A 6,119-nucleotide genomic window follows, 5' to 3' on the forward strand; every position below is an offset into this window, starting at 1 on the left:
TGTAGTTCCATTTTTGCCTCCTGGGGTTGGTATTTGTGGGGTGTTCCCCAGGAGGTTATCCCATTTCTCAAGCTTACACAAAATATCGTACACTACCAATGGCAGCTTCACGATTTACACCGTGTTTAAACATGGAATGAAAACCGATAACAAGCTTTATGATCCCAAACACGGCTGCAATACTTAAAAATCCCACCGAAAAGACAATACCAAGTGCCGAAACGATCTTGTTATGACTCATGGCACCAGTAGCGGAAAATCCAACTGCTATCATCGTAAACGCAAAAATGAAAAGCATCTGACTTAAGCTGTTGTTGTTTTCCGTATCAAATCCACCAAAAGCAACTACCCTTGAAATAAAATCCATAAATATCTTCACACCGTAAACTCCAATAGCGAAGAAGGCAAGCAGGGCAAACGGAAATATGTATTCAACAACATTCCACAGGTGCGGAATGAATATAGCTCCAATCATAAAAAGCACGTTTACGGTCATGGCGTATGTGAGGGGAATCGCCATCAGTTGAACTTCAGCAGGAGATCTCTTAAGTTCTTCAAATTTCTTTGTTTTCTTAAAGTTGCTGTACTCCTTGATGTTCCAGAACAACAATCTAAAGTGTAGATAGGCGAAGAACGCAACACCGGCAACACCTACAACTACTACGAGACTCTGGAAAAGTGAACCACCTTTTAAAACGTTGATGAGCGTATCATATACAGGAATTGGATAACCCTTGTGGGGCGTTAAAAACATCAGATACATAAAAAAGGTTATAACTAGACCACCACTTCCAAGAGCAGCAAGATAGTAAAGGGGAGAATATTTCTCTCCTAAATTCTTTCTGAAACTCATACGTCACCTCTCTCACGTAATTTTTATACGTTCTATTAATATGTGCAACTATTAATAGATTGTCAAGATAGAATAAAAAGTGATATTAAAAACACATTGAAAAAATTTTTGTCCCAAAAATAAAAAGCGGGGAGCTAATGCTCCCCGATGCCCACATGTGAGAGGAGGTAACGGAGGTTACTTAGTGGCTACTTCTTTAAGCTGCTTTTCTATATCGTCCGGTGCCTGCTTTATACTCATAAAACCATGCTTACCAAACATTCCGAGGTAGGGCCAGCTGATGGCAATTCTAAACTTTCCGTTAAGAGCAATAGCTTTATCACCAACTACGAGAAGTTCATACGGAAGATGCGCAGCGTGACTGTGAGCATCTACTTCCGGAACATCAATGTGAGAAAGAATAAACTTATCTGCTGCCTGTCCCTGAGTAAATTCAACGCCAAAAAGTGTAGCTTTCGTTCCTGGAATGTCCACTCTATAAACCTTAGCAACTCCTGCCACTTTTGCTTTTAAGTTCTTTTCTATCTTCTGAACACCCTGAGCATGACTGTCATACTCTCCGAGTTCATAGAAATCATCGAACTTGGGCATACAGCATTTGTAGTTATAATCCCTCAAATCCTCAGCATCAATACCATTTTTCGCTCCGTATTCAAGTTTATCACCAAGCGCCACAGCAAGAGCCTTTTTAACAGGAGTGATATTGCCTTCCATTCTAAAAGCATTGAACCAATACTCAGGATTAGTATAGGAAACCTCCACCTTTCCGTTTCTATTTACAACAGCAACTCTCTCAACAGCTCCAAAAGCCCCATACTCGGTATTTTTAGCAAGTTTAAGAAGTTCAGGATTTGTAATAACTATAATACCAACATCTTTTTCAGGCATATAACTGCCCACAATTTGAAATCCAGCATCTTTTAATGCCTTTTCAGCAGACTTCATTCCCTCTTCAATCGTCTTTGCTTGAAGTTTACTCAGGATGAATGGTTGCAACTTCTCACCTGCAAAAGCACCGCTTACAAAAGCAAATAGTGCTACCACCACTAAAGTTAGTGTGCCAATCAGACGCTTCATTTTTAACCTCCTGGTGATTTTATACATCAACTTATATCATGGAATTTTGAAAGTGTCAAGATATTTGAATATACTAAACTATAACCAACGGTTTAAATCTCGTTTTAACGGTCCTTGACAACAATCAAATTCATACCTATAATTCATAATTAATGACGGTTACGAAATAAAATTATATAAAAGATATTGAAAAAATATATAATCAATTTTTGATTTTACGGGGAAAAAAGCGATGGATTTACAAGGAACAATAGATAATTACGAAAGTTTCATCAACATACTTCAATTTATAATGAATAGTTCCTCTGCAAAAAAGCTTATTTTACGCCGTTCCTGCGGAGAAGGAGAGGTTAATTATACGTTAACTTTCAAAGGTTATTTTCTATGCAAAATAGAAACAAATGATCCTGCTGTAATGGAGATAGAAAATCTTGAATCAAAGTTCAAAGCTATCTTCCATACCCTAATGTTATTTGAACACAGATGTATGAAATTTAAAGTAGAAGATACCAAGATAGCTGAAATTGATAAAAACTGTGTTGACGTTAAAAACTGCATAATGGACTTTTTAAAAACAATAGACGAAGTTTATCCCACTCTAAAGGAAAAACACATAACCCTCGATTCTGTTTTCACCCTGAATCCTGAATTCAACGCCTCTAAAGCCATTTCTTTATCGCCGCTTGCATTTAAACTTTTAGCAGCATTTGCCGACAGAAAACCAATAAAAGAATTCATCTGGAAATGCGGTGAACCGGAAAAAGTTTTGAAAGAGATGAAAAATCTTGTTGATATAGGATTTCTAAAACTTGAAAATGAAGAAAAAGATGTAGGCAACTTCACTGTTAGCAAAGAAGTGATGGAAAAATTTGAATCAGAACTTAAAAAGATTGTTGGCCCCATAGCCGATGTTCTTATAGATGGAGCAAAAGAAGAGTTGGGAATAGAAGGAACACCTACAAGGAAACAGTTGGTAACAATGATTGAAACAATCTCCGACCTTGCAGGAGATTATAAGGACAAAATTCTGGCACTTAAAAGGAGGTTTGAATGAAGAAAAAACTATTAAGGCTGATTCTTTTTGCCGACCTGCCAACGGAAATTGCGTTTACACTGCGGATGAGTTTATCGTTCATTTTAGTAGGCTTAATATTCATTTTCTCCGGCCACTACGTTGCTAAAAAGTATTTATCCAATGTTCCTGCTGTTTATGATGCTCTCAGAATGTATGATGTCCTGGTTGTTATTCTATCTCTTATTGTCGTTGGTTTAATCTTCCTTTACTCTAAAATTGTTGCTAAAGACTACAAACAAATTCAAGAAGGAATTGAAAAGTTAAGTGAAGGAGAGCTGGACTTCAAAATTGAGATTACCCCAATAGCAGATAGAGCTATTATAGAAATAGCAAAAGCAATTGAAAGACTGAAAGCTTCACTTAAAATATCCCTTAACCTTGCAAAAAGAGGAATAAGGGCGAAGTGACTATCACCTCGCCCTTACACAATTATTAATTAGTGGTGCTTTTTCTTCCTCTTTTCAAGTCTGTCAAGCGCTTCAAGAAAGGCAAGAGCCGAAGCCCTAACAATATCAGGATCAACTCCCCTACCGCTAACAGTCATTCCTTCAAACTCTATCGTGAGGAAAACTTCAGCAAGGGCATCCGTACCAGACGTTAAAGCCCTTATCTTAAAATCTTTAAGCTGTATCTCATCACCTATGTTAAGAGCATTTTTTATAGCCTTATAAGTAGCATCAACCGGACCGTTACCGACCGCAAGACCAAGCTTCTCACCGTGAGGCGTTTCTATTTTAACAGTAGCTGATGGAATTATACCTTCACCACTCACAGCTTGATTGTAAAGAAGACTGTAGTTTCTATCCCTTGTCCCTTCCTCAAGACCTTCAACAATAAGCTCAATATCAATGTCAAATATCTCTTTCTTCCTGGAAGCAAGTTCCTTAAATTTCTTAAACGCTTCTTTCAATTTCTCCTCTGAGAGCTCTATGCCCATTTCCTCAAGCTTCTTTCTAAACGCATGACTTCCTGAGTGCTTACCCAAAACAATCTTAGATTCTTTAAGTCCGATATCCTCGGGCTTCATAATTTCATAAGTTTCCCTCTTTGCAAGAACACCGTGCTGATGAATACCAGACTCATGAGCGAAAGCATTGTCTCCAACGATAGGTTTTGTTTTTGAAATGATAATTCCTGTAAGTCTACTCACAAGCTGAGATGTTCTGTAAATCTGAGTAGTATCTATGTCCGTATAAACTGGAAACTGGTCTTTTCTAACCTTTATAGCCATTACAATCTCTTCCATTGCAGCGTTACCTGCTCTTTCACCGATACCGTTTATAGTACACTCAACCTGTCTTGCACCCGCTTTAACGGCAAGCAGAGAATTAGCCGTAGCAAGCCCTAAATCATTATGACAATGAACACTTATTATAGCTTTATCTATATTTTTCACGTTCTCCTTTATTGCAAGAATTCTATCGTGCCACTCATCAGGAATAGCATAACCCACGGTGTCAGGAATATTAACAACTTTTGCACCTGCCTCTATAACAGCTTCAAGAATTTCATAAAGGTAAGAAAGTTCAGTTCTAACAGCATCCTCCGGTGAAAACTCAACTTCAGCTCTCCCTTCACTTATATCAATAATCATTTTAACAGCTTCAACAGCCCGTTTTAAAACCTCTCTTCTTGTCATCCTTAACTTATACTTAAGATGAATATCTGAAGTCGCTATGAACGTATGAATTCTCGGTTTTTCTGCATTCTTCAGGGCGTCCCAGGCAGCCTTTATGTCCGACTCAACCGCTCTTGCTAGAGAACAAACCGTTGAATTTTTCACTTCGTTGGCTATTCTTCTAATAGCTTCAAAATCGGCAGGTGAACTTATCGCAAATCCAGCTTCTATTATGTCAACCCCAAGCTTCTCAAGCTGCTTTGCTATCTGAACTTTTTCATCAACGGTAAGGTTAACTCCCGGTGTCTGTTCTCCATCTCTTAAAGTGGTATCAAATATATAAAGCTTCTCCAATTCCACGACCGCCTCCTATATTTGTAATCGGTTATCGTTTAATATTATAGTTTACAGGTGTCTTTTTCAAGAAATATCAGATTAAGATGATAGAATAAGGTCCGATTTCTATGTAAGGAGGTTTATAATTGGAAGTACAAAAAGCAATCCTGAAAACTCTGATAGAAGGAAACAACCGTTGGGTTAGTTCACACGATAAATTCTACTTTGAACCTTTTATAGAATGTCAACATCCCTTAATAACTATGGTAAGCTGCTCTGATGCAAGAGTCCACTCAACAATATTTTTTGAAGATCCAACAGACAAAATTTTTCTTGTAACAAATATCGGAAACCAAATAGCACCGTCAAAAGGTTCAATAGATTTTGGCGTCTACTGCTTGAAAACACCGATTCTCCTGATTCTGGGCCATACAAAATGCGGAGCAATAAAAACTGCTTTAAATGATTACTCATCTGTACCGAGAGACACAAAAAACACCCTTGACCATCTCCACATACCTCTTTCAATGGTGAAAAGAAGCGATAATTTTGAAAAGATGTGGCTTGAAGGTGTTGAAAAAAACGTTGACTACCAGGTATCAGAAGCCATGAAAATGTACGGTCACATCGTAGAAAGTGGAAAGTTGACAATTATAGGTGCCGTTTATGACTTTACAAACGCATACGGAAAAGGATACGGCAGGGTAATTATAAGGAATATCAACGGTAAAAATGATAAAACCCATATCAAAAATCATCCGATACTTAAAAACCTACCAGAAAAGATAAAAGAAAAGGCTCTATTGTGAACATTATACGGAGATGTTTACTCTACCTGAAAGTTTTAACCTTACGGCCTCTATCTGACTTTTATCAGGCGGTTTTTCTAATCTATAAGAGACAGCAACAGGAATAAACCCTGCAGAAAGCAGCTTATTCTTTAACTGCTCATCAAGAAGCTTAAGTTTACTTAAAATCCTCTCATCCTCTGTTAAAAAGTCAACAGAAACTTCGTTATTTATAACAAAAATAGAAACAAACACAGAAATACCTTTCCTGCTAAGGTAGTGTACGATATTTTGTGTAAGCTTGAGAAATGGGATAACCTCCTGGGGAACACCCCACAAATACCAACCCCAGGAGGCAAAAATGGAACTACA

General features: G+C 37.7%; 7 protein-coding genes. 3 read left to right on the plus strand and 4 right to left on the minus strand.

Annotation, left to right across the window (positions count from 1 at the left end; genetic code table 11):
• Positions 1-73 precede the first annotated feature (73 nt).
• Entirely contained in the window at positions 74-853 is a 780-nt protein-coding gene (locus BLW93_RS08320; protein WP_076713616.1) for a TsoY family (seleno)protein, read from the minus strand.
• A 177-nt stretch (positions 854-1,030) separates the two neighbouring features.
• Positions 1,031-1,930: a hypothetical protein gene (locus BLW93_RS08325; RefSeq protein ID WP_076713617.1), complete on the minus strand. Its 900-nt coding sequence runs from the start codon at positions 1,928-1,930 to the stop codon at positions 1,031-1,033.
• A gap of 232 nt (positions 1,931-2,162) precedes the next feature.
• On the opposite strand from BLW93_RS08325, the gene BLW93_RS08330 reads away from it, so the two are divergent.
• The gene (locus BLW93_RS08330) at positions 2,163-2,984 is read left to right on the plus strand and encodes a hypothetical protein (RefSeq protein ID WP_076713618.1); all 822 of its coding nucleotides are present in this window, start codon (positions 2,163-2,165) and stop codon (positions 2,982-2,984) included.
• Positions 2,981-3,412, plus strand: coding sequence for a hypothetical protein (locus tag BLW93_RS08335; RefSeq protein ID WP_076713619.1), 432 nt, complete (start codon positions 2,981-2,983; stop codon positions 3,410-3,412). Before BLW93_RS08330 ends, BLW93_RS08335 begins: the two co-directional genes overlap by 4 nt.
• Before the next feature lie 29 nt (positions 3,413-3,441).
• On the opposite strand, the gene BLW93_RS08340 is transcribed toward BLW93_RS08335, so the two are convergent.
• Complete coding sequence (locus BLW93_RS08340) at positions 3,442-4,977, minus strand: 2-isopropylmalate synthase (RefSeq protein WP_076713622.1); 1,536 nt, start codon at positions 4,975-4,977, stop codon at positions 3,442-3,444.
• Between the two features lie 128 nt (positions 4,978-5,105).
• Between BLW93_RS08340 and BLW93_RS08345 the strand changes: the two genes are divergently transcribed.
• The gene (locus BLW93_RS08345; RefSeq protein WP_076713620.1) at positions 5,106-5,768 is read left to right on the plus strand and encodes a carbonic anhydrase; all 663 of its coding nucleotides are present in this window, start codon (positions 5,106-5,108) and stop codon (positions 5,766-5,768) included.
• A gap of 3 nt (positions 5,769-5,771) precedes the next feature.
• Here the strand turns inward: BLW93_RS08345 and BLW93_RS08855 are convergent.
• A partial coding sequence (locus BLW93_RS08855; protein WP_158025386.1) for a hypothetical protein occupies positions 5,772-6,119 on the minus strand: 348 nt, incomplete at its 5' end.

Origin of the sequence: Desulfurobacterium indicum (assembly GCF_001968985.1) — a bacterium.
In the GTDB taxonomy this organism is placed as follows: Bacteria; Aquificota; Aquificia; order Desulfurobacteriales; family Desulfurobacteriaceae; genus Desulfurobacterium_A; species Desulfurobacterium_A indicum.